Origin of the sequence: Algimonas porphyrae, from assembly GCF_041429795.1 — a bacterium.
In the GTDB taxonomy this organism is placed as follows: Bacteria; Pseudomonadota; Alphaproteobacteria; order Caulobacterales; family Maricaulaceae; genus Litorimonas; species Litorimonas porphyrae.
On sequence record NZ_CP163424.1, the window covers coordinates 3,123,185 to 3,149,470 of the forward strand.

Annotated in this window: 31 protein-coding genes; 17 read left to right on the forward strand and 14 right to left on the reverse strand. The window is 62.3% G+C overall.

Annotated features, from left to right (window positions below; translation table 11 throughout):
- Positions 1 to 13: 13 nt before the first annotated feature.
- Complete coding sequence (locus AB6B39_RS15140; RefSeq protein WP_284372280.1) at positions 14 to 259, forward strand: GIY-YIG nuclease family protein; 246 nt, start codon at positions 14 to 16, stop codon at positions 257 to 259.
- A gap of 62 nt (positions 260 to 321) precedes the next feature.
- Here AB6B39_RS15140 and AB6B39_RS15145 read toward each other — a convergent pair whose 3' ends face one another.
- The gene (locus AB6B39_RS15145; RefSeq protein ID WP_284372278.1) at positions 322 to 759 is read right to left on the reverse strand and encodes a PA2169 family four-helix-bundle protein; all 438 of its coding nucleotides are present in this window, start codon (positions 757 to 759) and stop codon (positions 322 to 324) included.
- 130 nt (positions 760 to 889) lie between these two features.
- Here AB6B39_RS15145 and AB6B39_RS15150 point away from each other — a divergent pair, with 130 nt between their 5' ends.
- The 3 genes from AB6B39_RS15150 (at position 890) to AB6B39_RS15160 (ending at position 4,359) form a co-directional block, all read left to right on the forward strand.
- The gene (locus AB6B39_RS15150; protein ID WP_371398653.1) at positions 890 to 1,786 is read left to right on the forward strand and encodes a hypothetical protein; all 897 of its coding nucleotides are present in this window, start codon (positions 890 to 892) and stop codon (positions 1,784 to 1,786) included.
- Complete coding sequence (locus AB6B39_RS15155) at positions 1,783 to 3,696, forward strand: Hsp70 family protein (protein ID WP_284372272.1); 1,914 nt, start codon at positions 1,783 to 1,785, stop codon at positions 3,694 to 3,696. Before AB6B39_RS15150 ends, AB6B39_RS15155 begins: the two co-directional genes overlap by 4 nt.
- An 87-nt stretch (positions 3,697 to 3,783) precedes the next feature.
- Entirely contained in the window at positions 3,784 to 4,359 is a 576-nt protein-coding gene (locus tag AB6B39_RS15160) for a hypothetical protein (RefSeq protein ID WP_284372270.1), read from the forward strand.
- Positions 4,360 to 4,384: 25 nt separating this feature from the next.
- Here AB6B39_RS15160 and AB6B39_RS15165 read toward each other — a convergent pair whose 3' ends face one another.
- On the reverse strand, positions 4,385 to 5,539 hold the full coding sequence (locus tag AB6B39_RS15165) for an AGE family epimerase/isomerase (RefSeq protein WP_284372268.1): 1,155 nt from the start codon (positions 5,537 to 5,539) through the stop codon (positions 4,385 to 4,387).
- A 34-nt stretch (positions 5,540 to 5,573) separates the two neighbouring features.
- Here AB6B39_RS15165 and AB6B39_RS15170 point away from each other — a divergent pair, with 34 nt between their 5' ends.
- The gene (locus tag AB6B39_RS15170) at positions 5,574 to 6,533 is read left to right on the forward strand and encodes an NAD-dependent epimerase/dehydratase family protein (protein ID WP_284372265.1); all 960 of its coding nucleotides are present in this window, start codon (positions 5,574 to 5,576) and stop codon (positions 6,531 to 6,533) included.
- Positions 6,534 to 6,621: 88 nt separating this feature from the next.
- On the opposite strand, the gene AB6B39_RS15175 is transcribed toward AB6B39_RS15170, so the two are convergent.
- The 3 genes from AB6B39_RS15175 to AB6B39_RS15185 form a co-directional block, all read right to left on the reverse strand.
- Positions 6,622 to 7,377, reverse strand: a complete 756-nt coding sequence (locus AB6B39_RS15175; protein ID WP_371398772.1) for a delta-class carbonic anhydrase — start codon at positions 7,375 to 7,377, stop codon at positions 6,622 to 6,624.
- Between the two features lie 292 nt (positions 7,378 to 7,669).
- Positions 7,670 to 8,815 (reverse strand): flavodoxin-dependent (E)-4-hydroxy-3-methylbut-2-enyl-diphosphate synthase, encoded by a 1,146-nt coding sequence (ispG, locus tag AB6B39_RS15180; protein WP_284372261.1) that lies wholly within the window; start codon positions 8,813 to 8,815, stop codon positions 7,670 to 7,672.
- Between the two features lie 73 nt (positions 8,816 to 8,888).
- A complete protein-coding gene (locus tag AB6B39_RS15185; RefSeq protein ID WP_284372259.1) occupies positions 8,889 to 9,626 on the reverse strand; it encodes a helix-turn-helix domain-containing protein in 738 nt (245 codons plus the stop codon).
- Between the two features lie 143 nt (positions 9,627 to 9,769).
- Between AB6B39_RS15185 and AB6B39_RS15190 the strand changes: the two genes are divergently transcribed.
- A complete protein-coding gene (locus tag AB6B39_RS15190) occupies positions 9,770 to 10,312 on the forward strand; it encodes a disulfide bond formation protein B (protein ID WP_284372256.1) in 543 nt (180 codons plus the stop codon).
- Between the two features lie 56 nt (positions 10,313 to 10,368).
- Complete coding sequence (locus AB6B39_RS15195) at positions 10,369 to 10,869, forward strand: demethoxyubiquinone hydroxylase family protein (RefSeq protein ID WP_348520184.1); 501 nt, start codon at positions 10,369 to 10,371, stop codon at positions 10,867 to 10,869.
- A 63-nt stretch (positions 10,870 to 10,932) separates the two neighbouring features.
- On the opposite strand, the gene AB6B39_RS15200 is transcribed toward AB6B39_RS15195, so the two are convergent.
- The 3 genes from AB6B39_RS15200 to gshB all read right to left on the reverse strand — a co-directional run bounded on the left by AB6B39_RS15200 (position 10,933) and on the right by gshB (position 14,017).
- Positions 10,933 to 11,094 carry an entericidin A/B family lipoprotein gene (locus AB6B39_RS15200; RefSeq protein WP_284372252.1) on the reverse strand — a complete coding sequence of 54 codons (162 nt, stop codon included), beginning with the start codon at positions 11,092 to 11,094 and terminating at the stop codon, positions 10,933 to 10,935.
- Positions 11,095 to 11,162: 68 nt separating this feature from the next.
- Positions 11,163 to 12,530, reverse strand: coding sequence for a glycosyltransferase (locus AB6B39_RS15205; protein WP_284372250.1), 1,368 nt, complete (start codon positions 12,528 to 12,530; stop codon positions 11,163 to 11,165).
- Between the two features lie 521 nt (positions 12,531 to 13,051).
- Complete coding sequence (gene gshB, locus AB6B39_RS15210; RefSeq protein ID WP_284372248.1) at positions 13,052 to 14,017, reverse strand: glutathione synthase; 966 nt, start codon at positions 14,015 to 14,017, stop codon at positions 13,052 to 13,054.
- 124 nt (positions 14,018 to 14,141) lie between these two features.
- On the opposite strand from gshB, the gene AB6B39_RS15215 reads away from it, so the two are divergent.
- From AB6B39_RS15215 to AB6B39_RS15230, 4 genes are read left to right on the forward strand one after another with little or no spacing between them, the layout of a single operon-like run.
- Positions 14,142 to 14,468, forward strand: coding sequence for a YbjQ family protein (locus AB6B39_RS15215; protein ID WP_284372246.1), 327 nt, complete (start codon positions 14,142 to 14,144; stop codon positions 14,466 to 14,468).
- A 21-nt stretch (positions 14,469 to 14,489) separates the two neighbouring features.
- On the forward strand, positions 14,490 to 14,945 hold the full coding sequence (locus AB6B39_RS15220) for a YbjQ family protein (protein ID WP_284372244.1): 456 nt from the start codon (positions 14,490 to 14,492) through the stop codon (positions 14,943 to 14,945).
- A gap of 11 nt (positions 14,946 to 14,956) precedes the next feature.
- Positions 14,957 to 15,790, forward strand: coding sequence for an alpha/beta hydrolase (locus tag AB6B39_RS15225; RefSeq protein ID WP_284372242.1), 834 nt, complete (start codon positions 14,957 to 14,959; stop codon positions 15,788 to 15,790).
- 41 nt (positions 15,791 to 15,831) lie between these two features.
- Positions 15,832 to 16,170 (forward strand): arsenate reductase family protein, encoded by a 339-nt coding sequence (locus AB6B39_RS15230; protein ID WP_284372241.1) that lies wholly within the window; start codon positions 15,832 to 15,834, stop codon positions 16,168 to 16,170.
- A gap of 1 nt (position 16,171) precedes the next feature.
- Here the strand turns inward: AB6B39_RS15230 and AB6B39_RS15235 are convergent, their stop codons facing one another.
- The 6 genes from AB6B39_RS15235 to rsmI all read right to left on the reverse strand — a co-directional run bounded on the left by AB6B39_RS15235 (position 16,172) and on the right by rsmI (position 20,387).
- The gene (locus AB6B39_RS15235) at positions 16,172 to 17,146 is read right to left on the reverse strand and encodes a hypothetical protein (protein ID WP_284372238.1); all 975 of its coding nucleotides are present in this window, start codon (positions 17,144 to 17,146) and stop codon (positions 16,172 to 16,174) included.
- Positions 17,143 to 17,685, reverse strand: a complete 543-nt coding sequence (locus tag AB6B39_RS15240) for a toxin-antitoxin system YwqK family antitoxin (RefSeq protein ID WP_284372236.1) — start codon at positions 17,683 to 17,685, stop codon at positions 17,143 to 17,145. The genes AB6B39_RS15235 and AB6B39_RS15240 overlap by 4 nt, the downstream gene beginning before the upstream one ends.
- A gap of 102 nt (positions 17,686 to 17,787) precedes the next feature.
- A complete protein-coding gene (locus AB6B39_RS15245) occupies positions 17,788 to 18,237 on the reverse strand; it encodes an Lrp/AsnC family transcriptional regulator (protein WP_284372234.1) in 450 nt (149 codons plus the stop codon).
- Between the two features lie 31 nt (positions 18,238 to 18,268).
- Positions 18,269 to 19,165, reverse strand: coding sequence for a BON domain-containing protein (locus AB6B39_RS15250; RefSeq protein ID WP_284372232.1), 897 nt, complete (start codon positions 19,163 to 19,165; stop codon positions 18,269 to 18,271).
- Positions 19,166 to 19,224: 59 nt separating this feature from the next.
- Positions 19,225 to 19,593: a YraN family protein gene (locus AB6B39_RS15255; RefSeq protein ID WP_284372230.1), complete on the reverse strand. Its 369-nt coding sequence runs from the start codon at positions 19,591 to 19,593 to the stop codon at positions 19,225 to 19,227.
- The gene (rsmI, locus tag AB6B39_RS15260; RefSeq protein ID WP_284372228.1) at positions 19,590 to 20,387 is read right to left on the reverse strand and encodes a 16S rRNA (cytidine(1402)-2'-O)-methyltransferase; all 798 of its coding nucleotides are present in this window, start codon (positions 20,385 to 20,387) and stop codon (positions 19,590 to 19,592) included. The genes AB6B39_RS15255 and rsmI overlap by 4 nt, the downstream gene beginning before the upstream one ends.
- A 144-nt stretch (positions 20,388 to 20,531) precedes the next feature.
- Between rsmI and AB6B39_RS15265 the strand changes: the two genes are divergently transcribed.
- The 6 genes from AB6B39_RS15265 (at position 20,532) to AB6B39_RS15290 (ending at position 26,196) form a co-directional block, all read left to right on the forward strand.
- Positions 20,532 to 21,908 carry a penicillin-binding protein activator gene (locus tag AB6B39_RS15265; RefSeq protein WP_284372226.1) on the forward strand — a complete coding sequence of 459 codons (1,377 nt, stop codon included), beginning with the start codon at positions 20,532 to 20,534 and terminating at the stop codon, positions 21,906 to 21,908.
- 172 nt (positions 21,909 to 22,080) lie between these two features.
- Positions 22,081 to 22,806 (forward strand): MinD/ParA family protein, encoded by a 726-nt coding sequence (locus AB6B39_RS15270; RefSeq protein ID WP_284372224.1) that lies wholly within the window; start codon positions 22,081 to 22,083, stop codon positions 22,804 to 22,806.
- Between the two features lie 93 nt (positions 22,807 to 22,899).
- Positions 22,900 to 23,550, forward strand: coding sequence for an EF-hand domain-containing protein (locus tag AB6B39_RS15275; protein WP_284372222.1), 651 nt, complete (start codon positions 22,900 to 22,902; stop codon positions 23,548 to 23,550).
- A 14-nt stretch (positions 23,551 to 23,564) separates the two neighbouring features.
- Positions 23,565 to 24,107, forward strand: coding sequence for a sigma-70 family RNA polymerase sigma factor (locus AB6B39_RS15280; RefSeq protein ID WP_284372220.1), 543 nt, complete (start codon positions 23,565 to 23,567; stop codon positions 24,105 to 24,107).
- Positions 24,100 to 24,408: a hypothetical protein gene (locus AB6B39_RS15285; protein ID WP_284372218.1), complete on the forward strand. Its 309-nt coding sequence runs from the start codon at positions 24,100 to 24,102 to the stop codon at positions 24,406 to 24,408. The genes AB6B39_RS15280 and AB6B39_RS15285 overlap by 8 nt, the downstream gene beginning before the upstream one ends.
- Before the next feature lie 150 nt (positions 24,409 to 24,558).
- Positions 24,559 to 26,196 (forward strand): SulP family inorganic anion transporter, encoded by a 1,638-nt coding sequence (locus AB6B39_RS15290; RefSeq protein WP_284372216.1) that lies wholly within the window; start codon positions 24,559 to 24,561, stop codon positions 26,194 to 26,196.
- Positions 26,197 to 26,286 lie beyond the last annotated feature (90 nt).

A 26,286-nucleotide genomic window follows, 5' to 3' on the forward strand; every position in this document is an offset into this window, starting at 1 on the left:
TCAGACAGCGCTTATGGCCGACTGGACTGTCTATATGCTGCGCTGCGCGGATGGCTCGCTCTATACCGGGATTGCCCGCGACGCCGCCGCGCGACTGAGCGTCCATAATGCCGGGCGCGGTGCGAAATATACGAAGGCGCGCCGACCTGTCGCGCTGGTCTGGTCCGAACCGGCCGCCTGCCGCAGCACGGCATCAAAGCGCGAATATTCGATCAAACAGCTGGGACGTAGCGAAAAGCTGGCCCTCATCCGGTCCTGACTGTTTCAAACGTGAAAAAGGCCGCCCGGAGGCGGCCTTGCTGCAGCGAGTATGACGCCCGATTAGAGCGCTTTTTCCAGCGCATCGGCAAAGCGTTCGCCCTCGCGCGCATCCGTATAGGCTTTTTGCAGCAGTTCGCGCGTGCCAGGCTGGATGGCCGCATCGTTCAGGCAGGCCTCGATTTTTTCGGCCAGATACTCTTCGCCGTCATCGATGGCTTCGATCGCAGCCTTTTCATCATCCGCGAACAGCGTCGTAAACGATGTCCAGGCCCGGTGTGCCGCGCCCGCGACAGAGCCGGATGTGGACGGCTCGCCGCCCAGTGTCCGCACATGACTTTGAAATTCCTGGATCAGCGCGGCGCGACGCTCGGCACGGTCACGGAAATTGCTTTGCAGCGCATAGCTGTCATCCGACACGTCAACGCAGGTTTCGTAGCCCTTATGGCTGTCGATCAGCGTCTTGGTCACATCGTTGAGAATATCGATATCATTGGTCATGGTGGCTCTCCTTGAAGGCTCAATTCATGTGCAGTCCGGACGGGCTGCCCGTGTCCTTCACAACGTCCGATTTCGCGAACCCGTTCCAATCGGCTTGACTTGATCCGCCTGCGTCACGACATCCGGTATCGTGCCGACCGATCCGAAAACACCAAGCCTGTCCCTGTCGCAGCATTTCGCGCGCGAAGTCGGCAGCCTGTCTCTGTCCGACACGGACAGCCCGTCAGAGGCGGTCGGCGCGGTACGCCGCGTGCTCGACCGGACGGCGGCCCGCTACGCCCGCGCGACGACCGACCCGCAGCTGCAACGCGCCGGGCAATGGCTGATCGAAATCGTCAAATCCGGAACCGGGCTGATCGACAGGGCCAGCCATGCCGACATCGTCTGGGACGAAGTTGCAGCCAAACCCGGCTTTTCCGTCAAGCTGCGGCCGTCTCTGTTCTATGGCGGGGCTTTGCTGCTGGGCGCGGCAGGTCTGGTGCAGGGTGTCGGTCTCGCCGTCTGGGGCGCATTCGGACTTGCAGCGCTGCATGCGGCCTCGACAATCAATCTGACTCATTTGCCGTTCTGGCCCCGCCCGACGGCAATCGAAGACGCGCAGGGACGCCGACACAAGGCGAGCGCCGTCGTCCGGCTGGATCAGGCCGGACTGATTTCGCAGGTCACCAACTCGCTGAAAACCGCCGATCACATTCTGCTGCGCCTGTCCGCCCCGGTGACGGAGGCGCACTGGCATGACGATCCGCGCCTGACGGCCCTGCTGCAAGGGTTGCTGGAAGCGGGACGGGCCGATGACGAAGCCTACGCGCTGGAACTGGCGCGGCGCGAACTGCCGACCCTGATCGAAGGCGCAGGGCTGCGGCAGGTCGATTATTCGAAAAAGACCGCCGACTGGTTCGACCGTCTGCCTGCCCCCGCATCAGCTGATGAGCCCGGTCTCGCCGCATTCGAAACGGCAGCGCCCGCCCTCGTCACGGATGATGGCCGGGTCGTGCGGCGCGGGACGGTCTGGGTGCGCAGCAGATGACGACACGCAACGCCAAGGACATCGAATTTATCGGCTTCGATCTCGGCCACGGCGAGACCGCGCTCGCCCGCGCTTTTGCGCAGGGCCATTCCGAGCCTGAAATTCTGGAATATCGCGGCACGCGCAGCCTTGTCACGGCGGTCGCCAAGGACGGGCGCGCCGTACGGATCGGCGCGGAAGCGCTCAGCCTGTCCGATGCACGGATCTGGGCGAAGTTCAAATCGCCCGATCTCGACGCGCCGGATGTGCGCGAACCGCTGACCCTGTTCACCAAGGCGCTGGTCGACGGGCTGGCCAAGGACGGCTCGCTGCGCGGCGCGCAGGAAAGCCGCTTTCTGATCGGTTGTCCATCGGGCTGGACCGAAGACACGCGGGAACGCTACCGGAATCTTTTCATGCGCGCGGCCGGGTTGAAACAGGCCCGTATCGTGTCCGAATCGCGGGCTGCGCTGATGACGGCGCTGGAACAGGGCTATCTGTCGATGGACGATGCGCGGGCATCCGTCCTGATCGTCGACATTGGCAGCTCGACGACCGACTTCACCTATTGCCGGGATCTGGAAGCCGACGATGTCGGTCATAATGTGCTCGGCTCCGGCCTGCTGGACCGGGAAATCCTCGACCTCAATCTGTCCCGGCAGCCACAGCGCAAGGCTATCGACGCCCTGTTGAAGGCCCATCCCTCCTATCGGCCCATTCTCGAATATTGGTGTCGCGAGGCCAAGGAAGCCTATTTTACCGGCGAGGACAAACCGGTCGAGATGATCCGTCGGCTGCCCGTTGCGGGCGGGAAGAGCGTTCTGTTCGAAATCCGCATCGACAAGACTGACGCCGATGCCATCCTGTCCAAACCGCTGGTTGCCCTGCATGATTATAGTTGGGCCGGCGCATTCGATTACGCCCTGCGCGAGACGATCGAGCGGTTGGGCGGGCGGGATCCGGACACGGTCCTGCTAACGGGCGGGGCGTCGCGCCTGCCGCTCGTCTTGCCGGCCACGAAAAAGGCCTTTCCGAAGACCCGTGTAATTCGGGGCGCGGAACCGGAATTTGCCATTGCGCGCGGCCTGGCCTGGCTGGGCCGGTTCGAATTCCTCCACGCCAGCTTCAAGTCGGAAGTCGGCGCGCTGATGCAGCCCGACGGTGCCGTGACGGACCTCGCCTCCAAGGCCGCCCTGTCGCTGGGCGAGACCCTGGCGCCGGCTCTGGTGGACGGTCTGACCGAGGATTGCATCAAACCCGCCTTCCGCAGCTGGCGATCCGGCACGATCGCCTCGCTCGATGCGGTCGAAGCGACCTTGACGCAATCGGTCGCGGACTGGTTGCGGTCGGACACGGCGCAGGCCAAGCTGAAGCCCGTCATTGGACGCTGGTTCGCGGGATTACAGCGCGACATCGAGACCATCACCGACCCGCTTTGCCGCGAACACGGCTTGCCCGCCATGGTGCTGAGCCTGGATGACAGCCAGCATGTCAGCCAGCATCTGGAAGGGATGAGCCTGTCCGCCCCGTCCATCGGCCATCTGGAGGCGGATACGGCCCTGCTGGGTACAACATTGGCCGCCATTCTGGTCAGTGCCTTGCTGGCCCATGCTAATCTGTTTGCGCCCTTATTGATGAACCCGCTCGGCCTGTTGATTGGCGGGGCCGTGGCGGGCGGCAGTTTTCTCTATGGCAAACGTGCGCTTGCTGGACGTTTCCGCGGGGCCAAGGTCCCGGTTCTGGCGCGGCAGGTCCTGACGGAAAAGCGCATCGATCAGGCGATCGCCAAGCAGCGACCCGATCTGATTGCCGCCGTGCGCAAAGCCTGGGATGGACACGCCTCGGAACGGTTTTCCGAAGACCTGACCGACATGCTGGGCCGGGCGCTGCTGGATCGCGCCGATGAGCGCGCCGTCCTGTTCCTGATCTGAGGCCTGTTCCTGATCTGAGGGTCGTATTTCGCGCGCAATCGGCGGCGCAGCTATGGCGCAGCGCGCAAAACGTGATAGGGCGCGCCCATGTTCGGGGACCGTATTTTCTATCCGCTGGCAGCCATGGTCATCATCGCCATGGTCGGGCTGGCCCTGTCCTTTGCCGGCAATACGCCTCTGAGCGATCAGGACATCGTCAATGAGGGATTGAGCCTGACCGGACCCGACCTGCTGGCCCTGACGATTTCACCCGGATCGAACGGCACCTATGTCGAGGAAGGCGGCGGCTATATGCGGCTGTCGCAATTCACGCCCAAGGGTGAAGGCCCGGCCTCGATCGGTGTGTTTTTGACGCTGGGTCCGGATTATGAGCGCGCCTTTTCCGGACGCAGGTTGCGCGTCACGCTGCGCGCACGTGCGCCACGCATCGACGCGCTGGAGCAGTTCGAGTCGGCCTATTATCCGATGGAATCACGGCGGTCGGACTGGTTCCAGTTCAATCTTGGCCCGGACTGGCAGGACTATACGTTCGATTTCATGCCGCCGATCACGGATAATCCGCCCAATGTGGATCTACTGGCGATTTTCCCGGGCGTCGCCGGCGAGTCGCGGCAGATGGATCTGGCCGCGTTAAACATCGAAGTGCTTGTCCCGGAGACATAGGCGTCAAGGCAGATGGCTTTGACCGTTAGGGGCGGCCCCGAACCAGGCGGTCCGCTTCCGCCGCCATGCCGACAATATGGTAGAGCGTGCTGACCGGGATTGTGTCCGATAGCACCGCGTCGCACGCATTGAGCTGATCATTCCACAGGCCGTCCCCACGCAGGAAAGTGCCGAACATAGCATCGATCGACGCGGCGGCCATGCCGGCGGCCCCGGCCCATCCCGCATCCGCCATGGCCAGATGCGCCTTGACAGCTTCGGTCTGAACCCAGAGGCGCGTCGTCTGACGGTCGATCGTCCCGTCGCGCTGTTCCGCATCGTAAAGCCGGCCCAGACGCTGCCGGAAGGCCCGGTCATAGAGGGACAGCCGCGCGCAGCGGCGATCCGTCCCCGTCGCCGCTTCGTAGCGGCGCAACAGCCAGACCCATTCCACCGCATGCCCCGGTTCGACATGATCGCCGCATGCCGGGTCAGGCGACCAGTCATCGCCGAAAAATTCACCGATCAGTCCGTCCTTGAGAAAATGCGTGTCAAACAGCGCGATCACCGCGTGAGCGATGGACAGGTCTGCCCCATCACCCGTCGCTTCGAACAGAGCCAGTGACGCTTCGAGCAGATGCATATGCGGGTTCTGTCGCCGCGGCGTCGGTTTGACCGTTCCCTCATACCAACCGCCAGCCGGATGCCGATGGCGATCCAGATAGGCCGTCACGGCCTGCGCCTTCCGGTGATAATCCGCATTCCCGGTCACTTGCAGCATGCGAGCGCATGCCAGCAGCGCAAAGGCGTGATCGTAAAGATCATGCCGCCCATCCGTGACCGTGCCGTCAGCGCCGATGCGGTGGACCATATGCGTGCCGGTCCAACCCTGCGACCAGTAGGCGTCAAAGCTGCGCCGGGCAGTGTCCGTGCCGTCATGCCAGCCCGCCAGCGTCCCTTGCGCATAGGCGACAGCCTGTCGCCCGATGACGCGCCAGCGCCGTTCCGCCCCCAGATCGGGCGTTCCGTCAAGCGTGAGATGTTCGACCCAGCTGCCGTCTGGGCGTTGAGCCCGCGCCGCCCAGATCGGCAATGCCATCGCCATACATTCGCGCAGACGTGCAGCGCTGCGGCGCAAGGCCGGATCGATCGACGGAACGATCTCCGGAACGGGGGTGGAATGTCGAAAGTTTTCGGGCATGGCCATTTCCATCCACCCGTCTTACAGCGCGCCCATGAGAATCCTGTTAACAGGCGCAGCGGGTTTTGTCGGCTTTCATTGCGCGCGCGCATTATTGCGCGCCGGCCATACAGTCATCGGCGTCGACAGCCTGAACGATTATTACGACCCGGCACTGAAACAGGCGCGTCTGGCGCAGCTGACGGACAAGTCCGGCTTTACCTTCAACCCGCAGAACATTGCGGAGCCCGGTGCGCTGCGGTCACAATTCGAAACGGCCGGGCTGACCCATATCCTCCACCTCGCTGCACAGGCGGGTGTACGTTACAGCCTCGAAGCGCCGCGCGCCTATATCGATGCCAATCTGGCCGGCCATCTGGAAGTGCTTGAACTGGCCCGCCATTGCGAGACGCTGGAACACTGCGTCTATGCCAGCAGCAGTTCGGTCTATGGCGAGCGCACGGACGTTCCCTTCTCGGAGTCCGACACAGTCCGCACGCCGGCCTCTCTCTATGCGGCGACCAAGATTGGCGGGGAAATGCTGTCGGAGAGCTATGCGCGGCTTTACGGCCTGAGACTGACGGGACTGCGCTTCTTTACCGTCTATGGACCCTGGGGTCGGCCCGACATGGCCTACTGGATCTTTGCGGAGAAGATGCTGAAGGGCGAGCCGATCACCCTGTTCGCGCCGGACGCCATGCAGCGCGATTTCACTTTCATTGACGATATTTCCGGCGTGATGGAGACGATCTTGAGAACGCCTGCGGACGGTCACGCCGTCTATAATCTCGGCAATACATCGCCGGTCGCGCTGATGGATTTCGTGCGCGAGATCGAACGCGCCTGCGGCGTGACCGCGTCGCTCGATATTCAACCGCGCCAGCCCGGCGATGTGTCCACCACCTATGCCGATATAGTCCGCGCACAGGCCGATTTCGGGTTCGCCCCGCAGACCCCGATCCGCGTGGGCCTGCCGCAATTCGTCGACTGGTATCGCGGCTGGATCAGTCGCTAGGGTCACTCCCCCCAAAAAAAGACCCGGGCCGCCAGGGGAAGCGGTCCGGGTCGCAAGCCTAAAGGGGACAGGCTTATTCGGTCATTATCTATTCGATTTCGGACAGCAGGCGCGGATCCGTGACCAGCTGGCGGACGCCGTGGCTTTCCGTTTCGTTGAAGACGTTCCCGGCTTCGGCCCAGCGATGCAGGGAGTTGATGTCAAGCTTCGCGCACGTCGGGCGGACCGACCATGTCACCTTGAGCGGCGAGCAGGTCTGCTGATCGAAGCTCGGTCCTGTCGTGGAGCCGCGGAAGACGATCGGCTCGCCCGTATTGGCTGGGATCATCATCGGCTGATCGAGGCCGTTCACCTCCGCACCCGTCCAGTCCATCGTCGTGAAGTCGAGCGCATTGCTGTCATTGACGACGAGGAACGTCTGCGCTTCGACGCGCAGCAGCGGGTCGGTACAGGTGTCGGACAGGCAGGAGCCGAGACCCTCGCCCGGATCGATATCGCAGGAGGTATGCACCCAGTGCACCTCGATCGTGTCGCCCGGCTTGACCTTGCCATAAGCGCCCGGAGCCGGAGCCAGTTCGGCGGCGGTCAGCTCGTCCGTGCCATTACAGGCATAGCCGCCATAATCGCTATCATCGACGAAGACGGAAAAGCCCGGCCCTTTATGTTCGGCGTTGGTGTGCGTGTGAATGTTGCAGAGGTTCATCTCGGACGAGGCCGGGGCCATCTGGAACATATCCGGGTTCGTGCCCGTCCTCAGGGAAATATCGCGCGGCGTCTGCGGACCGAAGGTCGTACAGACATTCTCCGCCGCCGCCATCGTCACGGTTTCCGTCTCTTCGGCCATTTCCGCCGTCGTACACGCACCCACAAGAGCCGCAGCCCCCACCATCAAAGCCACTCGTTTCATTGGTTCCACTCCAAACCGGTTCACATGCGTTGTTACGTCGCAGATAAAGAGATGGTTTCAGAAAAGCGAGATTAGGCGATGTATATTGTGTCTATGGTTTCGATAGGGTGGGGCTATAAGATATAGCCCTGACTTGCAAAACGCGTTCCTTTACAAAAAGCCCCCAGAGCGGTCAGCATTCATAGAAAAAATAGAGTCCAAAATCATATAAATTTCGCAAAGCTACACTTCACTCCGCCGCCATCGCCCCGTCGCGCTCAGCCCTGAGCACCTCAGCACGCGCCTCCACCGCTTCGACGATCTCTGCGATCATGTCGTCATTGTCGGTTTTGCCGCTTTTTTTGCCCGCGTGGTACATCATGCCGTAGCCGGCGGAGCCGCCGGTGAAGCCGATATCGGTGAACATGGCTTCGCCCGGGCCGTTGACGACGCAGCCGATGATGGACAGACTGATCGGTTCGTGAATGTGGGACAGGCGATCTTCAAGCTCTCGGACCGTCTTGATCACATCGAACCCCTGCCGCGCGCAGGACGGACACGAGATGATGTTGACGCCGCGCGTCCTCAGCCCGAGCGATTTCAGCATGTCGAAGCCGACACGGATTTCCTCTTCGGGTTCGTCCGACAGCGACACGCGGATCGTGTCGCCGATCCCGGCCCAGAGCAGATTGCCCATGCCGATGGAGGATTTGACTGTCCCGATGCGCTGCCCGCCCGCTTCGGTAATGCCGAGGTGGAGCGGCGCGTCCGTGGCCTCCGCGAGCTGATGATAGGCGGCAACAGTCAGGAAGATGTCGGACGCCTTCACACTGATCTTATAGTCGTGAAACCCTTCTTCATCGAGCATGCGCGCATGCATGAGCGCAGATTCCACCATGGCATCGGGACAGGGCTCGCCATATTTTTCGAGCAGGTCGCGTTCCAGTGACCCGCCATTGACGCCGATCCGGATCGAGCAGCCATTGGCGCGCGCGGCGGCGACGACTTCGCGCACCCGGTCCTGCCCGCCAATATTGCCGGGATTGATGCGCAGGCAGGCCGCGCCATTATCGGCCGCTTCGAGCCCGCGCTTATAGTGAAAGTGAATATCGGCGACGAGCGGGACCTTGACCTGATCGACGATCGCCCGGAGCGCGGCGGAGCTCTCCTTGTCCGGCACGGACACGCGGACGATATCGGCCCCGACCTCTTCAAGCCGCCGGATCTGCCCCACGGTCGCGTCGACATCATGGGTCAGCGTGTTGGTCATGGACTGTACAGCAATGGGGGCATCGCCACCGACTTCGACGGCACCGACCTTGATCTTGCGGCAGGGACGACGGGTGATGGTGCGCCAGGGGCGGACGGCATCCAGAGAGGTCGGTTGTGCGCTCATGCTTGCGGGCTTAGCCCAAGGCCGTGACGGATTAAAGGCAGATCGGCGGCAGCAGCCGTCCAAGCGCAGTAGGCTAGCGTAGCGTCCCGAGAGCGAGATCGCGGCGCGGCACGCCCGCTTCGCCGACCGGGCCGAGCGTGCGCTCGCCGATCAGAATCTCGACGGCCCCGCCATCCCGCACATCAACGCGGTAATCGCGTCCGACTTCCATCTGCCAGCTCTCGCCAGTGACGAAAACGCGGTTGGCGACCAGCCGTCCGCGCGGATCGCGAATGGTGACCCAGCTCGGCGCGGTCGTGCGCAGCGTCAGGATCGTGTCCGGCACGGGCTGTGCGTCCTGCGTGGCGTCCGGGTCGAACGGCGCGGTCATGACGGGCGACGGTGCGGCGACCGTATCGAGCTGCACCCCGTACCAGGCCCCGAGCATGACGACGGCGGCAATGACACCGAGCGCGGGAACGGAGCCGCGCGGCAGGCGCAGCTGCCGGGTCGGGACAAAATGGGGCGTATCGCGGCGGAACAGGTTTTTCGGTACCGCACTGTCACGCTTGAAATCGGCGACCGAGGCGGCCTCGTCGAGCCCGAGCGCGCGCGCATAGGCCCGCACATAACCGAGCCCGTAACCGACCGTCGGCAGCGCATCGAGATTGTGCCGCTCCAGCGCAGCGAGATAATCGGCCCGCACACCCGACCGCTCGCTCGCATCATCAAGGCTGAGCCCCAGGGCGCGCCGTTGTTCACGCAGGCGCGCGCCAAGCGGTGGTCGCTGGCTCTCGGGCAGATCGGCGGTGGCGTGGGACGGCGGTGACATGATGGTCCGCTGGTTAGGAAATCAAGCTGAACAGGCGGTTAACCCTATTTCCACGGACAGGCCAACCGCCCATTGCATAAAGTTTAGTCTGCGGCGCTGCGCGACCCACTGACAGGGCGCGGGATTTATCCTATAGGGGTTCAATGACCCCGCTGTTCAAACACTCCGATGCGCGCGCAGCGCTGTTCGCCGGAACCCTGTCGCTCGGTCTGCTCTGCGGGGCGTGGTTTTTCCAATATGTGCTCGGCTATGCGCCCTGCATCATGTGCTACTGGCAGCGCTATGCGCATATGGCTGTTCTGGCGGTCGCTGTGGCGGTCATCCTGTCGCGCGGAGCGTTCGGCGTCACGCCGGTCGGTGCGGCCCGCGGCCTGCCCTTCTGGCTAGGCCCGGTCCTGCTGATCCTGCTGCTGCTCTTTTCCGCCGGACTGGGCAGTTTTCATGTCGGTGTTGAATTTGGCTGGTGGGAAGGCCCGAAAGCCTGCGCGGCCGGCGCCATCGGTGATGTGCCGACGATCGATCCCGACGATCCGCTCGGATTTCTCGATAATCCGATCAAGCTGCCTGCCTGTTCGGATGTGGCCTGGTCGTTTCTGGGCATTTCCATGGCGGGCTGGAACGCGCTGATCTCGCTGCTGGGCGCACTCGGCGTCTGGCGTCTTGGCATAGAGAAAGCCTCGACGTGAAACCGCGTCTGAAGCCCGCCCGTCCCTCACGCCGCACACCGCGCCGCGTCGCCGAAATGCTGCGCGTCGATCATGCGGGCGAATATGGCGCGGTCGCCATCTATCGCGGGCAGCAGGCCGTCTTCTCGCGCAGTCCGAAGACTGCGGCCATGGCGGCGCAGCTGGCCGAAATGGAAGCCGAAGAACAAAAGCACCTGGACGCCTTCGATCGCCTGCTGGTCGAACGCGAAGTGCGCCCGACGGCGATGACGCCGATCTGGAACGTCGCCGGTTACGGCCTGGGTGTCGCAACGGCATTGATGGGTGAGAAAGCCGCCCATGTCTGTACAGAAGCGGTCGAGACCGTGATCGAGCAGCATTATGCCAGTCAGGCCGAAGAAATCGCGCAGGACGAGCCGGAACTCGCCGAAACCTTCCGCGAATTTCGCGAAGATGAATTGCATCACCGCGACATTGCCGTTGATGGTGGCGCGCATGAGGCGCCGGGTTATCCGGTCCTGTCACGCCTGATCCGTGCGGGCTGCCATACCGCTATCCGGATCACGGAGCGGATTTAACCGCCCATAAAAAAAGCCGCCCTTCCAGGGGAAGGACGGCTTGATGCGATTAAGCGGGGACAATCAATCCGCAGCTTCCTGAATGGTTTCGCCGACGCTTTCCGTATCTTCGCCCACGCCTTCGATCGTGTTGCAGGCGGCGAGCGACAGGGTTGCCGCCAGAATCAGGCCGGCTACGCCGAGGCCTTTTTTATCGATGATTTTTGTGTCTTCCGTGCGGGACATGGGGATCTCCTCAGTCAATGTGTTGGACCCGTCAAACGTCTAGTCGGAGCAGTTGGTTCCGGATCAATCTACTGCGCCGGGACAATCTCGGGCCTGTGCTGCGAGGCAACATGCTCACGACCGGGCTGATCGACAGGGCGGAGGCGCGGCTGACACTGCCGCAGCGCGCCATCGACACTGGCGACCAGACCGGACAGGCCCGGCGCGGCCAGCGCCTCGAATTGGGCCCGGCGGCTGGCGGCACGAATGGTCGGCGACCCTGTCACCGCGTCCAGAGCCTGTTGCAGGCGCAGCGTCAGGCCCGACCCCAACCGCCCGACGGTCCGGCCCAACTGCGCCCGCTCGACCCGGGCAGCAATCGCGCCCTGTTCAAAGGCCAGCGGCACGGTGATCAGCGGCAAACCCGCCGCAATCGCGTCCGTCGTCGAATTATAGCCACCATGCAGCATGGCCACAGCCGCGTCGGCCATGATCGCGCGCTGATCGAGGAAGTCGCGGGCGATCGTCCCGGTCGGCAGATCGGCCTGTTCCACATTCAGACGTCCGCCATGGACGAGGATAGGCTGCAACCCCCGTGCGGTCGCGGCGTTGGCCATCGCACGGAGAATGCGGCGTTTTCCGCCCATCAGGGTTCCCAGCGATATGAAGGCGAGCGGGCGACCGTCTCGTTCGGATTGTATGGATGACAGGCCCGGATAGGCGTCGCGACTGTCTCGGAACGGACCAAGATAGGTTGGCGGCGACTGGCGTGGATAATCCAGGCTGGCCAGACCCTGCACCAGATCGGTCTGATCAGAAATCCCGTCATCGACGGACCAGACTTGCTGCCAGTCTTCAAGATCGTCCGGCTTGGTCAGCCCGAAACGCCGCGCCCCGTTCGCCAGCACCAGCCCCTGCTCAGCATGCAGCGCATTGACGACACGGTAATAACCGGCATTCAGCCACGCGCCATAACGGCTCGGACGGAAGCGCCAGCCCATGAATGGCGGCGGGACGGACGGCTCGCGGTTCATCGGCAGGGCGCAGGCCAGACTGATATGGCGTACACCCCAACTGCGCGACAGGCTGCGCGCGACCAGACCCGCACCGGGTTCGAGCTGATCATGCAGGATCGCATCTGCTCCGATCTGCTCAATCGCCTGCGGCAAATGGTCGAGGTAGAATTGCGACAAAGTAGCGATGGCCCTGAACATCTGCCGGAGATCCGACAGGCGGCTCATCCGGCTTAGACAGGCGCACATATGATCGACCGCGCCTGCTGGCAGATCGGTCTGTCCGATCGTCCGCGTGGCGATATCGTCAGGAACCCGCGCCGTCAGGTCCGCCGGACCGACGACAACCGGATGATGGCCTGCCTGCTGCAGGGCGCGCGCGGCGGCCATCATCGGCCGCATATGGCCGGGAAGCGGCAAGGTGATCAGCGCAAGCGTGCTCATGACCTATATACGCAGCATGCAACGCGGGATTTCACCCCCGACGCCTATTCTTAACTCAAATCATTGAAATGGGGCGATAATTTAATATCCTGCCGAGATTCGTATCGCACCAACACAGCCCCTTTTCGCTGGGAGGCCGCGTTGCGACCATCCGCTCCCAACGTTCGCGGCGCTTCGCTATTTTTGCCTCTAGCAGCGTGAAGAATGCCAATCAAAAATTCCGCCCAAGGCGGACTTGGTTTTGGCCGCGTTGCGACCATCCGCTCCCAACGTTCGCGGCGCTTCGCTATTTTTGCCTCTAGCAGCGTGAAGAATGCCAATCAAAAATTCCGCCCAAGGCGGACTTGGTTTTGGCCGCGTTGCGACCATCCGCTCCCAACGTTCGCGGCGCTTCGCTATTTTTGCCTCTCGCAGCGTGAAGAATGCCAATCAAAAATTCCGCCCAAGGCGGACTTGGTTTTGGCCGCGTTGCGACCATCCGCTCACAGCGTTCGCGGCGCTTCGCTATTTTTGATTAGCAATCAAAAATTCCGCTTGAGGCGGACCGCTATCGCGTCCCAGCACATCGCCGCCGTATCCACGCCGGTAAAGCGCTTCAGCTCATGCACGCCAGTCGGGCTCGTCAGATTGATCTCCGTGAGGCGGCCCGCAATGACATCGATGCCGACCAGTATCTGCCCGCGCGCGTGCAGCATGGGACCGAGCTCTTCGGCAATCGCGATGTCCGTATCCGTCAGCTCGACGAGTTCGGCAATGCCGCCGACATGCATGTTGGACCGGGTTTCGCCCTTAAGCGGCACGCGGTTGAAGCCCCCTGCCAGCTGACCGTCGACAATCAGGATGCGTTTGTCCCCGGCACTGACTTCCGGGATGAAAGCCTGCACCATGACCGGTTCCGGGTTGCTGGCAAAAAACATTTCCAGCAGGGAGGAATAGTTGGAATCATCGGGCGCGATCTTGAAAATACCCGCTCCGCCATTGCCGTAGAGCGGTTTGATGATGACCGTGCCGTGACGCTTGCGGAACGCGTCGATCATGACCGGATCGCGCGCAATCATGGTCGGCGGCATCAGATGGACGTAATCCAGCGGCACGATCTTCTCCGGCAGGGACCGGACCCATTGCGGATCATTGGCAACGAGGGTCTGCCCTTTCAGACGTTCGAGCAGATGCGCTGCCGTGATATAGGCCATATCAAAGGGTGGGTCCTGTCGCATCCAGACGACATCGATATCGTCCGTCAGATCGATGATGCGGCGGTCTTCAAAGCGCACATGATCCCCGACCGTATCGCGCAGCGTCATGGGGCGTGCATGGGCGATAACCCGTCCGGCATCATAGGCCAGATGCTGCGGCCCGTAATCGAACAGGGTCGCCCCGCGGCGCTGTGCCTCCAGCGCCAGTGCGAAGGTCGTGTCCTCGGCGATATTTACGCCTTCCATCGGATCCATCTGAAAGGCGACACGCAAATTCTGAAGGTCAGGCATGGGGCGCGCTTTGCCGCAAGGGTCAGGATCGCGCAAGCCGGACACGCAAACTGGCCCGGACCGATCAGCGGATTCTGACCGACCAACATTGTCCCGCCTGCATTTTCATGCCAATCGGGAGCCTATGAGCGACGATATCATCCTGACGAATATGGAAACCGTACCGGGGCGCACCGTCGTGCGACATATCGGGCTGGCGCAAGGCAATGTGGTGCGCGCCAAACATGTCGGGCGGGATATAGCCGCCGGATTAAAGAATATCGTCGGCGGGGAACTGCGCGGCTATACGGAATTGCTCGAAGAAGCCCGGCGCGATGCGATCCGGCGCATGACCGAGGATGCCAAGGCACAAGGCGCAAATGCAGTCGTCAATGTCCGGCTCTCGACCAGTTCCGTTACGTCAGGCGCGTCCGAGCTTTACGCCTACGGCACGGCCGTCCTGGTCGAATAGCCAGCGCGAAGGCGGGACCGCGTGCTTGACGAAATCCTCATATCGCTGGCGGCAACATTCGGTCCGCTGATCGCCCTGCTGATCATTGGCAGCATATTCGGCACGCTGGCGCAAAAGCGGCATCTGGCCGATCTGGAGCAGCGTGAAGCCAGACTGGGGGCGTTTCTGCTGACCAATTGCAGCCGTATCGACGGCCAGAGAGGCGAACTTGTGACCGGGTCCACCGTTGTGGCCTATGATTTCTTCCGCCGGATTGCCGTGCTGCTGCGCAAGCTGATCGGCGGACGGTTTCACATGCATGAGGGCTTCATGATGCGCGCGCGCCGCGAAGCCGTGCTGCGCATGGCCGAAAGCGCGCAGGCCCTTGGTGCCACTTCCGTACATAACGTGCGGCTGGTGTCGTCCAACCTGGGCGACAGCAGTCGCGGCACGGGCGGCTGCGAAGTCGTCGCTTACGGTACGGCCATCTGGGATTAGGACCCGACGTCATGGATGATGTTCACAGCTTTCAGCTGACCGCCGCAGACGGCACGCGCCTGTCTGCCCGGCACTGGGCGGCGCAAACGCCCCATGCCGCATTGGCACTGATCCACGGCTTTGGCGAACATTCGGGCCGCTATGGCGATATGGGCCAGCATCTGGCCGCCAACGGGATCGACGTATTTGCAGTCGATCTGCGCGGGCACGGGAAAAGCGATGGCAAGCGCGGTGTGATCCGCAGCTTCGATGATTTTCGCGCCGATATCGCCGCTTTGCTCGATCACGCACACAGCCAGCGCAAAAGCGGCCCCCTGATCCTGTTCGGTCATTCCATGGGCGGGGGGATCGTGCTGGATCACGGCTTGCGACCAGACCCGGGCGTTGACGGGATCATCGCATCGGCGCCACTCATCGCGCCATCCGAGCCTGTCAAAGGCGTGCAGCGCAGCCTCGTGACAGGCATGTCGAAACTGTTTCCGTCCTTGACGATGAAGCAACCGATCGCGGGCAGCAAGATTTCCACACTAGCGGAGGAGCAGGCCGCCTATGAGCAGGACCCGCTCAATCATGGTCAGCTCGGCCTGCGGACAGCCGTCGAAATCATCGAGGCGGGCGAAAAGCTGACCGAGGCGGCTGCCGACTGGTCCCTGCCCCTGCTGATGCTGCACGCGACAGGCGACCAGCTGACCGATTATGCGGCCAGTCAGGCCTTCGGTACGGCGGCGCGGGCCGATTTTCGCGCCTTCGATAAGGTCGAACATGAACTCCATAATGACACGACGCGCGCACAGATTTATGCAGCGATCACCGACTTTGTCGACCTGCTGTCGGGACGTGTCTGAGCCGCTGCTGATCACGGCGCCACTTGGGAAAGGAAGCCCTCATGAAAGTCTATGCGCTGAAAAATTGCGATACGTGCCGCAAGGCGACCAAGGCCCTGCGCGAAGCCGGCAAGGAATTCGATGTGGTCGATGTCCGCGAAGACGGGCTGAAGACCGAGGACATTGCGAAGATCGTCGACGCCGTCGGATTCGAGCGCGCGCTCAACCGCCGCTCAAGCACATGGCGCGCCCTCGACAATCCAGATGACGGAAGCGTGGATAATGTAAGGGCCGTCACGCTGATCGACGCCCACCCCCTCTTGCTCAAACGCCCGGCCATCACGGATGGCGAGACGACAACAGTCGGCTGGGACAAAGCGGTCGAGGAAACCTGGCTGTAAATCAGTCGGATAGACGAGACAAGGCTCTCGCCAGAACAGGAATCTCGTTAACGGGCATCATCCAGATCTGGGCCATCGTCTCGTCCTGACCCGGTACAGGGCGTGTAGACGAAAAATAGAGCGTCTTTTCGTCGGGGCTGATCATTCCTGCAAAGTCATTGTCGGGTGAATTGACAGATGGGCCCAGATTGACGGGCTGGGTCCAGCCCGTATCTGTGCGTGATGACATGAACAGATCCGCCCCGCCCGATCCACCGCGGTCCCCATAGGTCACAAGCATCAGACGCCCTGACGGATCGATCCATGAGCCGTCATCCCGACCCGCTGAATTGATCGGCGCTGGCAAAGGTTCCGGAGCCAGCCACCCGCCCTGACCGTCGCGTTTGGCCAAATAGATATCGCGCTCACCCACACCGTCCAGACGTTCGGACCAGAAATAGAGATCGCCGGACCGCGTCAGTATGGGCGCGGTCTCATTGTTCACAAATCTGAGCTTGGCGACACGCCCTTCGCGCACGCGGTTGAGGTCGGGACCGCGGAGCGGTTCCGGAACGGCTCCCGGGTCCGTCAGATCAAGCGAATACAGATCGAAATTTTCGTAAATGTCTCGCCCTGATAGGCTTTGCGGCAGTGCAGACCATGAAAAAAGTAATCGCGTGCCATCCGGGGAGACGGACGGAAAATCGACGCGGGCCTTCAGAGAGCCGACACTATCAGGCAATGTCACCCATTCCGGGCGGCTCCAGCCATGCGGCCCCAAGGTGGCGCGTTTCAGACGCTGTGGGCAGGTCCAGATCGGCGCACATTCTGACTGCGCGAAATAGACAGTTGTGCCGTCTGGAGAGAAGGTCGGCGTGAGCGTAATACGTCCGTCCTGACCCAGCGCTTCCGGCGCAAAGCGCTCAGGCCCGGCCCAGGCCTCCGACGCCAGCGTAAGCAGGAATGCGACGCCTGATGACTTGATAAATCGGCTCATTTTATGATCTCTTCCTTTGCGCTGAAACTGCGCTCCTGGCGTTTTTCGCCATCAATATAGATCGCTTCGAACCGTTTCCGCCCATCCGGATCCCAGCCTTCGCTGACCCCGTGCCAGCGATCATTGAGAACTGTGGATCGCTCGCGGATCCAGCCATTGTCGTGAAAGTAGATCCATAGCCCATGTCCGAGCCCATTCCGCCATTCGCTGTAAAATCGCAGCTGGCCATCCGGGTCATATTCCAGCCAAACACCATGGGCTTTGCCGTCCTTAACAAAACGCCTGACCCGAATCGATCCTGTCTCAAACCGGTCTTCAAATAGTCCCGTCGCCAATTTCCCATCCGGAGTCCTGACAAGACCGTCCGCATCGGTGCGGGCACCCTTCAGAACCGTACCGCCTTTGCCAGGCTGAAAGGCGGTTTCAAACGGTTGTACCGCATGCTGGCTCTCATCAACGGCCAGCCCGATGGAGGGACTGAAAGCTGTAACACCGAAACCAAGGCTAAGAAGAATATGGCGTATCGCGGCATGTGACATGCGCCGCTGATAACGCAGCGTCCATGTCAAATCCCGGTGAAATCAGGCACCATGGCAACGCTATCCATTATTTTCAGCCTTTGTTATTGCGGATTCCGCCAATCATTCAGTTGCAATGGCCGTATCATATTTGATCCGGCCTGAGACGACATGTGTTGTGTAGCGCGCAATGGCCGGGTCGGACATCAGCTTGGCCTTGGCCCAGCCATCATAGATCGTCAAATTGCCGAAATGCGCAATAATGATGAAGTCCGTGTCGCCACAGACTGTGTAACATTGCGAAACCTCGGGACAGTCACGCATCCGCTCACTAAGAGTCGCGTAGGTTTCGTGGCTCTCAATCTTCATATGCACAGAAATGATGACCGTCTCCGCAAGTTTGGCCGGATCGGCCAAGGCGACATCCGCAATGATGACGCCGTCTTCGCGCAACTGTTTCAACCGGCGCCTGACAGCACTGGAGGAAAGGCCGACAGCGTCGCCCAAGGCGTCGTAGGTCAGCCGGTTATTGCGCTGAACCAGATCAAGCAGGCGACGGTCGAAGGAATCCATGGACACGGCACTCTTACGAAAGAACGCACTCCTATTCGTCCGGCTGCCCAGGCGTGAGCACTTTGACCGGAATCTGACGACCGGTTTCCGGGTCGATATAATAGGGTGGTGCATTCGGATCGGGCGCCGGCAAGGCCGGGACGTCGGTCTGGCCCAGATCATAGGGAATGGCGGGCTGCGGATCACGATACGGGATCGGTTCGTTCATCGGGGCCGCGCGCATCGGGGCGGGAATGTCCGACCGGTCCTGCTGCGGCAGGGGCGCGCGGGTAACGAAATCGGGCAGGTCACGCTGCGTCGGAACAACCGGAGTCGGCGCCATCAGTTCAGCCTGTCTTTCCACGGGACCCATATCCGGTTGGACCTGTATGTCAGCAATCCGGGCGTAGGACACGACTTCGAGCGTCCCGCGCGTCAGCGAGGCAATCCGCGCCGCCCGTTCCAGCTCTGCATCCGTCCGCGCCACACCCATCAGATAGACGATGCCGTCATGCGTCTCGATATTGAAATTGCGCGCCTTGACATATTTGTCGGCGACCAGACGCGCTCGCACGGATTTTTCCAGCAGCCCGTCCTTGGCATTGCGCACGAAACCCTGTTTGTCACGGATCATGACTTCATTGCCGACCTGTTCAACCTGCGGGGCGGACCAAGCGATCCGGGCCGCTTCGATCCGGTCTTCCTTGCGCGGCGCATTGCCGGATAGCAGAACCACTCCTTCGGCGACTTCGACATCGATACCGGACAGGGAATAATCGTGGGCGCGTTTCATGCGCGCTTCGATCGCGCGGCCTGCATTCACATCCTGCAGCGAGCGGACGAAATTGCGTTCATCGCCTTTCTTGATCCCTGCCGTCGCCAGGGCGCAACCCGAAAGCATGGTCGCGCCAAGCAGCACAAGGGAGAGGGTACGAGCAGATCTAAACATGACCGAAGTCTAAGGAAACGGAGTCACCAAGCGGTTAACGACCGCCATGCCGACACAGATCACCAACCTCTGAACATGTCGCGCTGATGCCGGATGCGCCAGCGTCCCAGCACGATCACGATATCATAGCGCAAGGCGTAGCCCGCTTCGACATAGTGAGGATGGCGCGACAGGAACTGTTCGCCCGCCCGGATGATCCGTTCTTCGGACCGCGCCGTGACCGGATCGACAGCATGATCGGCGCGGGCGCGCTGCTTGACTTCAATAATGATCAGGGTGCGACCGCGCCGGGCGATCAGGTCCGCTTCCCCGGACCGTGTCTTGTAGCGCTGTGCGACAATGCGGTGCCCGGTCAGGCGCAGATAAAGCGCTACAAGCGTTTCGGCGCGGCGGCCCGCCCGCTCCGCACGCTGACGCCGCTCGGTCACTTCAAGGACAGTCCGAGCGCATAAAGCTCACGCTTCGACCAGCCCGACACCTCGGCCAGCTCCGCGCAGGCGGCCTTCAGCTTCAGCGTTTCCAGCCGATCACGCAGCGCTTCGCGCACGACATCGCCGTCCCAGCGCGCGGTCTCAGGCCCGTCGATCAGCAAGACCAGCTCGCCTTTGGGCGGGTCCGCCACCATGCCGTCCGCCAGCGTGCTCAACGTCCCATGTCGGGCATCTTCAAAGCGTTTGGTCAGCTCCCGCGCCAGCACGGCGCGCCTGTCGCCGAGGCCTTGCGCCAGATCCCGCAGACAGGCCTCGATCCGGGGTCCCGTCTCGAACAGGATCAGTGTGGCCGGGACGTTTCGCAACGCTTCGATCTCTCGCTGCCGGGCCGTGCTGCGGTTTGGCAGAAAACCGGCAAAGAAGAAGCGGTCGCTGGGCAGACCCGATTTGACCAGTCCTGCCAGCACCGCGCTGGCTCCAGGCAGCGGGTAGACATCGATCCCGGCTTCGACGGCGGCCCGCACCAGACGGAAGCCTGGATCGCTGACCAGCGGTGTCCCGGCATCTGAAACGAGCGCGATGGTCCCGCCCTTTTTCAGGCTCTTGATCAGGCCCGGAACCCGTTTGGCCGCATTATGGTCATGATAGGCGCTCACAGAGGCGTCGATGGAAAAGGCACTCAGCAATTTCGCGGTCTGGCGCGTATCTTCGGCCAGTATCTGGTCCGCGCCGCGCAACACGTCGAGCGCCCGCAGGGTGATATCCCGCAAATTGCCGATCGGGGTCGCCACGACATACAGGCCTGACGCAAGATCATCCGGCTTTGGCGAACCGTCATACGCAGTGGGCAATGGTTGCGCCGGGTCCTGCACACTTATAGGAGTAGGGGTTATGTCGAGACCTTCCAGCCGGGGGTTGACCTTGTGAGACCATCTATGCGCGAGCGCGCCGCTAAATCCAACGCCAAATGGCGGACCCTGTCGCAGCTGAGGACGGCCACCCTTCTACTGGGTGTGATCACCCTCGCCGCCTGCACCACCGTTCCCTATGAACCGCCGCAGCCTCAGCCGCAGCAACCCGGCCCAGTCACACAAGGCCCGGACCGTCCCGTCGATCCGCGCACGCCCGAGCCTGTGGAGCCGGTCGAACCGACCGTTCCTGAAGAAACCGTCGAAATTCCGATCGATGTGCCGGACGAGGCCGCGCCCTATTTCAACAATCGCGACGGGCTGACCCTGCCGCATATGGCGGGCCGCGATACCAAGCGTCTGGCGCTTCTGCTGCCGTTTTCTGCCGAAAGTTCGCGTCTGCGTGAGGAAGCCAACGCCATGTTTCAAGCGGCCGAACTGGCTCTGTTCGAACGGCCCGACCCGGATGTGGTGCTGACCGTGCTGGACACGAAGGGCACGCCCGAAGGGGCGCGTTCCGCCGCTCAGGCCGCAATCCAACAAGGCGCCGACGTCATTCTGGGTCCGATCATAGCCGGCAATGTTGTGGCCGCATCCGAGGTGGCAGGCCGGACCGGCACGCCCCTGCTGGCCTTTTCCAACGATCAGTCTGTCGCCGCTCGCGGTCGCTATCTCCTTTCCTTCCCGCCGGAAGCGGAGGTGGAACGCATCGTCCAGTTCGCGATGAGCGAGGGTGTGACGCGCTTTGCCTATTTCGGTCCTGACGATCCCTATGGCCGCCGCGTGCGCGCCGCCTATGAGGCGAGCGTCAACCGGATGGGCGGACAGGTCACGGCAGCGGAAACCTATCGCGGCAACGATATTTCGGTGATGCAGGAGCCGGCACAGCGTCTGGCGGAGTTTCATCGCCAGAGCCGTAACCAGCCCTTTGATGCGTTCGAAGCGATCCTGATGCCCGAAGCGGGAACCGCGCTGCGCTCGCTCGCACCGCTCATGCCCTTTTATGGTGTCGATCCGGACCGGGTTCTGTTCATGGGAACGTCGCGCTGGGACGACACGTCCATTGCGCGTGAACCGGCATTGGACGGCGGCGTCTTCGCTGCGTCCGACAAACAGGCCCGTGCCAACTTCGATGCTTCCTATGAGCGTGCGTATGGCAACGCGCCGCTGAGCCTGACGAGCCTGGCTTATGACGCGGTGCTTCTGGGTGCCGTGGTCGCTGATGGTGATCCGCGCGGTCGTGTGGAGCGCACGGAAAGTCCCCTCGGCTTCTACGGAACGGATGGATATCTGCGCTTCGGCCCGGATGGGCGGCCCGAACGCGGCCTGGCAGTCTATCAGATCCGGCAGGGCCAATTCGTCGTGATGGACCCGGCACCGCGCGGACCTGCGCCGGAAAGCTAGGCCCTCACCGTTCGCCAATCGCCAATCACCTGCGCGGTTTACAGATGTCTACATTTCGTAAACCGCGCACTTAGTCCCGCTTAACCACGCTCTTTAGCGCGGCCTTAGCGCGACGCCCCTACACCCGTCTTTCAATGAGCACCCACAAGGGTTGCCGGTGAAAGGTGGTAGAATGATCGCTCGCCCTCAAGCGATGGCGGATTTGCGCGTCCCCGACAGGTCGGTTTACGAACCTGCCGGGCGTCTGGTCGGCGTGCTCTGCGCGGCCGAAGAACCCTCCTGCCATGCCCAGCTGATCAGCGCGACATTGCGTCTGGCGCGCGAAGCCGCAAGCCGTGGCGAGACCGTGCTGCTGCTTGACGGCACGGACGGCGCGTTGATGGAAGAAGCCGGTATTCTCTATTCCCGTACACTGGAACATTTTCTGGCCGGAGCCTGCGCCCTGCGCGATGCGTTATTTGTGACCGCCAATGAACATTTTTCGGCCACCGTCCTGCATCCCGACAATCTGTCCGAAGGTCTGGGCACCATGGCGGCCCTGTCCATGTCCTATGACTGGGTGTTTGCGGTCGGGCCGGCGGGCCTCAGCCCGGCGCAAGCCTGTCTGGCTGCAGGGGCCGATACTTGCCTGCTAGGCTATGATACACGCGTCGATGGCTTCATGCGCGCCTACTGGACGATCGATACGGTGCGTCGCCGCAACCGTATGTGGGATCCGGTGACGCTGGCGCTCGGCCCCACCCGTGATGCGACCGAGACGTCGCAAATGCTGCGCGAGGTCGTCCGCGATCATCTCGGCGCGCCAGCCCCCCATGGCGGCCATGCGCTCGATAGCAGGTTGCCCGGCGATGTACTGGGTCTGATGCGCGATATGACAGACCGCACGCGCGTGGCGTGACGCCAACCTGTTTTTCTAAAAAAGCAGTCATCTGCGCAGGAGATAGCCGCACCGTCCGTTGGAGTGTATGAACGCACACCCATGGAGGACAATATGTTCAGACCCCTTTTACTGGCCGCCGCTGCAACAACCTTGCTCGCCGCTGGCCCCGCCGCCGACATTAATCAGGATGGTCAGGTCACCTACGCTGAATTCAAGGCGGCAGGCGATGCCCGGTTTTCGGCGGCCGACACCAATTTCGATGGGCAACTGACACGCGACGAAATGCGCACGCTGCGCGCAAACGACCGCGCCGATAAAGCCCGCGAGCGCTTCATGAAGATGGACGCCAATGGCGACGGCGCTGTGACTGAGGCCGAGATGCAGGCCGCCCGCGCGACCCTTCAGGAGAAACGCGGTGAGCGCCGCGACGATCGTCGCGAAAAGGCGATGGAACGGTTCGATACCAACGGTGATGGCGAACTGTCCGAGGCGGAACGCCAGACCGCTCGCGAAGCGGCGAAAGAGCGGCGCCAGGCGCGCAAGGGCGACCGCAAGGAACGCCGCGCCGAACGCCCCCGACTGGACGCCGACAAGGACGGTCTTGTCAGTCGTGCCGAATATGACGCTATGGGCGAAGCGCTTTTTGCCAGAATGGACAGGAATGGCGATGGTGTGTTGACCAAGGGCGAAGCCCGCAAGCCGCGCGGCCCCCGTGGTCCCGGCCGACCTGGCGCACCTGGCGCACCTGGCGGCCAACCCTAGCGGTCGCACGGATCATGCACGAACCTGATAAAGACCTGATTCCCGGCCTTCGGGCCGGGGACGAGGCGGCGCTGCGCGCCCTGATCGATCGCCGCATGGCGAGCGTTCACCGCGTGGCCTACCGCCTTCTCGGCGACAGATTCGAAGCTGAGGATGTGTGTCAGGACACATTCCTGAAATTCTGGCGCGCCGCACCGAACTGGCGGGACGGCGAGGCCCGGATCCTGACCTGGCTGTGCCGGGTTGCGACCAATGGCTGCTATGACCGTTTGCGCAAGAAGCGCCCGGACCTGCCCGGCGACATGCTGGAACCGGTCGATAGCCGCGCACCGGTCGACCGAAAGATGGTGGCCGATGAACGCTGGGACGCGCTGCAAACGGCGATGATGACCTTGCCGGAACGGCAGCGAACGGCCCTGTCGCTCTGTTATGACGAAGCCATGCCGCAACGCGACGCCGCTGCGGTTATGGGACTGGGCCAGAAAGCCTATGAGGCGTTGTTGGTCCGCGCCCGCCGCGCCCTGCGCGCTCTGATGGAGGAAACTGAACATGCCTGATCCAATTGAAACCGCCTTCGCCCGATCCAGCACGCCTGCCCCGCGTGCCGATCTGGCAGACCGCATCATGAGCGCAGCCCGCGATCAGGCCCCGCTGGACGCAGCCAATGATCACGGCTTCTGGCACGGAAAAACCCTCTGGGCGGGCATGACCGGTATTGCAGCAACCCTTGTTGCAGGCTTTTTCGTGATGAACAGTCAGCCCTCGGACGCCGAGCTCTGGGCCTCCCACGCCGACCAGTCCGGCTTCGGCGATCTATATGAATGGGTCTACGCAGAAGATAGCGACACGACGCAGTAAGAGAACTCAAACGCCAGCGTGCTCCCGATAAAACGGGCGATCGATGTGAAGCCGGACCGCGACAGGCCCTTGCTATCGCCTGCCGCCTCGCTTACGCGCCGCGCCATCGCGATGCCTGCCCATCCGTAGGCCCAGCCCCATGGCGCTCTTATGATTTCTTCGACATTGTCGGCCTTTGCCGACCGTATCACTATTCCCGCACGCCGCCGTTCCGGGCCGCTGACCTTCAATGCCGGGCGGACAAAGACCGAGCTGCTGGCCGGTCTGACCGTCGCGCTCGCGCTCGTTCCTGAAGCCGTCGCCTTTGCGTTCGTGGCCGGGGTCGAACCACTGGTCGGCCTTTATGCCGCCTTCATCGTCGGGCTGATCACGGCTCTGATCGGCGGTCGCCCCGGTATGATTTCGGGCGCGACAGGCGCGCTGGCGGTCGTCATGGTCGCCCTCGTCGCTTTGCACGGTGTCGAATATCTGTTCGCGACGGTCGTACTGATGGGCATCCTGCAGATCCTCGCGGGCGTGTTCCGTCTTGGCAAATTCATCCGTCTGGTCCCCCACCCGGTCATGCTGGGTTTCGTCAATGGCCTCGCCATCGTGATTGGCCTGGCGCAGCTGACCCAGTTCCAGACGGCTCCGGCCCCGCCGACCGACCACCCCGGCCCGTTCAACATGCTCAACGGCACATGGATGGAGATGCCGCAGCTGCTGCTCATGCTGGGTCTGGTCGGCCTGACCATGCTGATCATCTGGGGCACGCCGAAGATCACCAAGGCGATCCCGGCCCCGCTGGCCGGCATTGGCATCGTCGCCGCCCTGGTCATCGGTTTCGGTATCGACGTGCCCTCTGTCGGCGATATGAGCTCCATCGCGGGCGGCCTGCCGCAATTTCATGTTCCAATGGTGCCGCTGAACGTCGAAACCTTCGAGATCATTCTGCCTTACGCCGTCATTCTGGCTGCAATCGGCTTGATTGAGTCTCTGCTGACGCTCAACCTGGTCGGCGAGATCAAGGAAGAGCGCGGCGGAGCCAGCCAGGAATGCGTTGCGCAAGGCGTCGCCAATACGGTCACGGGCTTCTTCGGCGGCATGGGCGGTTGCGCCATGATCGGACAGTCCATGATCAATGTGAAATCGGGGGGTCGCACGCGCCTGTCCGGCATTTCGGCAGCCTTGTTCCTGCTCGCCTTCATCCTGTTCGCCAGCCCCGTGATCGAGATGATCCCGCTCGCCGCTCTTGTCGGCGTGATGTTCATGGTCGTGATCGGGACGTTTGCCTGGCATTCGGTGAAGATCATGGCTCGCATTCCCAAGCTCGACGCGGGGGTAATCATACTCGTGACCGTCGTTACAGTCTGGCACGACCTGGCCGTGGCGGTGGTGGTCGGCGTCATTGTCAGCGCGCTCGCCTATGCCTGGAACGCCTCGCGCCGGATCGACGCGCACACGGAAGAAACGGACGACATCAAAATCTACAAGCTGGAAGGCCCGCTCTTTTTCGGCTCCGCCGAAGGGTTTTCCGAGCTCTTCACGATCAAGGACGACCCGGATACGGTGATCGTCGATTTCGCCGATAGCCGCGTTGTCGATCAATCAGCCTTGCAAGCCATCGAAGCCATCGCCGCTAAGTATGAAGCCGCCGGCAAGACCTTGCAGCTCCGTCACCTCACCCGCGACTGCCACCAGCTGCTGACCAATGCCGGGCAACTTATGGTCGATAGCGACGACGACCCGGATTACGGACTAGCCGTGGATTACGGCGTAAGGCTCGGGCGGCTGGGCGGCGGGCATTAGATTCGAATATCGCGGAATAACTTATCGTCGAGACCGACGTTTCCGAGGGCATGCGATGTGGTTGGTTCTCGCCGGACTGCACAGTGCACG

Bases quoted from the DNA above. Each gene is read 5' to 3' on its own strand.
- AB6B39_RS15270 (WP_284372224.1), top strand. From the start codon at position 22,081: ATGATCGCTCGCCCTCAAGCGATGGCGGATTTGCGCGTCCCCGACAGG.
- AB6B39_RS15155 (WP_284372272.1), top strand. From the start codon at position 1,783: ATGACGACACGCAACGCCAAGGACATCGAATTTATCGGCTTCGATCTC.
- AB6B39_RS15245 (WP_284372234.1), bottom strand. From the start codon at position 18,237: ATGGATTCCTTCGACCGTCGCCTGCTTGATCTGGTTCAGCGCAATAAC.
- AB6B39_RS15195 (WP_348520184.1), top strand. From the start codon at position 10,369: ATGCTGCGCGTCGATCATGCGGGCGAATATGGCGCGGTCGCCATCTAT.
- AB6B39_RS15205 (WP_284372250.1), bottom strand. From the start codon at position 12,530: ATGAGCACGCTTGCGCTGATCACCTTGCCGCTTCCCGGCCATATGCGG.
- AB6B39_RS15235 (WP_284372238.1), bottom strand. From the start codon at position 17,146: ATGAGCCGATTTATCAAGTCATCAGGCGTCGCATTCCTGCTTACGCTG.
- AB6B39_RS15190 (WP_284372256.1), top strand. From the start codon at position 9,770: ATGACCCCGCTGTTCAAACACTCCGATGCGCGCGCAGCGCTGTTCGCC.
- AB6B39_RS15215 (WP_284372246.1), top strand. From the start codon at position 14,142: ATGAGCGACGATATCATCCTGACGAATATGGAAACCGTACCGGGGCGC.
- AB6B39_RS15290 (WP_284372216.1), top strand. From the start codon at position 24,559: ATGATTTCTTCGACATTGTCGGCCTTTGCCGACCGTATCACTATTCCC.
- AB6B39_RS15165 (WP_284372268.1), bottom strand. From the start codon at position 5,539: ATGCCCGAAAACTTTCGACATTCCACCCCCGTTCCGGAGATCGTTCCG.
- AB6B39_RS15140 (WP_284372280.1), top strand. From the start codon at position 14: ATGGCCGACTGGACTGTCTATATGCTGCGCTGCGCGGATGGCTCGCTC.
- AB6B39_RS15230 (WP_284372241.1), top strand. From the start codon at position 15,832: ATGAAAGTCTATGCGCTGAAAAATTGCGATACGTGCCGCAAGGCGACC.
- AB6B39_RS15225 (WP_284372242.1), top strand. From the start codon at position 14,957: ATGGATGATGTTCACAGCTTTCAGCTGACCGCCGCAGACGGCACGCGC.
- AB6B39_RS15200 (WP_284372252.1), bottom strand. From the start codon at position 11,094: ATGTCCCGCACGGAAGACACAAAAATCATCGATAAAAAAGGCCTCGGC.
- AB6B39_RS15240 (WP_284372236.1), bottom strand. From the start codon at position 17,685: ATGTCACATGCCGCGATACGCCATATTCTTCTTAGCCTTGGTTTCGGT.
- AB6B39_RS15160 (WP_284372270.1), top strand. From the start codon at position 3,784: ATGTTCGGGGACCGTATTTTCTATCCGCTGGCAGCCATGGTCATCATC.
- AB6B39_RS15250 (WP_284372232.1), bottom strand. From the start codon at position 19,165: ATGTTTAGATCTGCTCGTACCCTCTCCCTTGTGCTGCTTGGCGCGACC.
- AB6B39_RS15185 (WP_284372259.1), bottom strand. From the start codon at position 9,626: ATGTCACCGCCGTCCCACGCCACCGCCGATCTGCCCGAGAGCCAGCGA.
- ispG (WP_284372261.1), bottom strand. From the start codon at position 8,815: ATGAGCGCACAACCGACCTCTCTGGATGCCGTCCGCCCCTGGCGCACC.
- AB6B39_RS15280 (WP_284372220.1), top strand. From the start codon at position 23,565: ATGCACGAACCTGATAAAGACCTGATTCCCGGCCTTCGGGCCGGGGAC.
- AB6B39_RS15175 (WP_371398772.1), bottom strand. From the start codon at position 7,377: ATGGCCGAAGAGACGGAAACCGTGACGATGGCGGCGGCGGAGAATGTC.
- gshB (WP_284372248.1), bottom strand. From the start codon at position 14,017: ATGCCTGACCTTCAGAATTTGCGTGTCGCCTTTCAGATGGATCCGATG.
- AB6B39_RS15145 (WP_284372278.1), bottom strand. From the start codon at position 759: ATGACCAATGATATCGATATTCTCAACGATGTGACCAAGACGCTGATC.
- AB6B39_RS15265 (WP_284372226.1), top strand. From the start codon at position 20,532: ATGCGCGAGCGCGCCGCTAAATCCAACGCCAAATGGCGGACCCTGTCG.
- AB6B39_RS15285 (WP_284372218.1), top strand. From the start codon at position 24,100: ATGCCTGATCCAATTGAAACCGCCTTCGCCCGATCCAGCACGCCTGCC.
- AB6B39_RS15275 (WP_284372222.1), top strand. From the start codon at position 22,900: ATGTTCAGACCCCTTTTACTGGCCGCCGCTGCAACAACCTTGCTCGCC.
- AB6B39_RS15170 (WP_284372265.1), top strand. From the start codon at position 5,574: ATGAGAATCCTGTTAACAGGCGCAGCGGGTTTTGTCGGCTTTCATTGC.